General features: G+C 66.8%; 1 protein-coding gene. It reads right to left on the bottom strand.

All coding sequences use genetic code 11. The features are described from left to right. Positions 1-40 precede the first annotated feature (40 nt). Positions 41-1,327: an IS256 family transposase gene (locus ACFVU9_RS45470; RefSeq protein ID WP_387603984.1), complete on the bottom strand. Its 1,287-nt coding sequence runs from the start codon at positions 1,325-1,327 to the stop codon at positions 41-43. Positions 1,328-1,384 lie beyond the last annotated feature (57 nt).

Raw genomic sequence — 1,384 nt, 5'->3', positions numbered from 1 at the left:
GGGTGTGTCCAGCCAACGGTGTAACTCAGGTTGATTTGTATTACCGGCGGCCGATGGAGAGCCGGCCGTCGAAGGTGATCTCGAAGGCGTTCAGTGCGGCCTTCCAGCGGGTTGTCCAGCGCTTGCGGCCAGCCCCGGTCGGGTCGAGCGCCATGATGGCCATGTAGACGCACTTCAACGCGGCCTGCTCGTTGGGGAAGTGGCCGCGGGCGCGGACAGCCTTGCGGATACGGGCGTTGACGCTCTCGATCGCGTTGGTGGTGCAGACGACCCGGCGGATCTCGGTGTCGAACTGGAGGAAGGGGACGAACTCGGCCCAGGCGTCCGACCACATCTTCACGATCGCCGGGTACTTGTCGCCCCAGGACTCCTGGAACTCCAGGAACCGGTCCTCGGCCGCCTTCGCCGTGGAAGCGGTGTAGACCGGCTTGAGCGCCTTGGAGATCTTGTCCCAGTCCTGTCGGGCCGCGTAGCGGAAGCTCGCGCGCATCAAGTGGACGACGCAGGTTTGCGTGATGGCCTGCGGCCAGACGGTCTCGATGGCGTCGGGCAGGCCCTTGAGGCCGTCGCAGACGACCATGCACACATCCGAGACGCCGCGGTTCTTGATCTCGGTGAGGACCTGGAGCCAGTACTTGGCGCCCTCGCCTCCGTCGCCGGCCCACAGGCCGAGGATCTCGCGTGTGCCCTCGACGGTGACCGCGAGCGCGACGTAGATCGGGCGGTTCGCCACCTGACCGTCGCGGATCTTCACGTGCACGCAGTCGATGAAGATCACCGGGTAGACCGGGTCCAGCGGGCGGTTCTGCCACTCGGCCATCCCGTCGAGCACCTTGTCGGTGATGGTGGAGATGGTCTGCTTGGACACGCTCGCGCCATAGACCTCGGCCAGATGGGCGGAGATCTCACCGTGTGTCAGGCCCCGGGCCGACAGGGACAGGACCATGTCGTCGACACCGGTCAGCCGGCGCTGGCGCTTGCGCACGATCTGCGGCTCGAAGCTGCCCTCCCGGTCACGAGGCACGTCGATCTCGACCGGTCCCACGTCGGTGACCACGGTCTTGGACCGGACGCCGTTGCGGGAGTTCCCGGAGCCGGCACCGGCCGGGTCGTGCTTCTCGTAGCCGAGGTGGTCGGTGATCTCGCCCTCCAGGGCGGCCTCCAGCACCCGCTTGGTCAGCTGCTGCAGGAGACCGCCCTCGCCGGTCAGCTTGACGCCCCCGGCGCGGGCCCGGTCGACCAACTGCCCGATCAACTGCTCGTCCAGCACATCCGGCGCAAGCTCGACCGGCCGGACTTCCTCAACCGCCTCAGCAGAGACGATCACGTCGCTCATCAGGTGTTCTTCCTTGATCGGGAGTTACACCGAAGACCGTACAGACCC

Source organism: Kitasatospora sp. NPDC057936 (assembly GCF_042887525.1).
Taxonomy (GTDB): Bacteria; Actinomycetota; Actinomycetes; order Streptomycetales; family Streptomycetaceae; genus Kitasatospora.
Note: the sequence above shows the minus strand (reverse complement) of the source record. Positions and strands in the feature narration are given on the sequence as shown.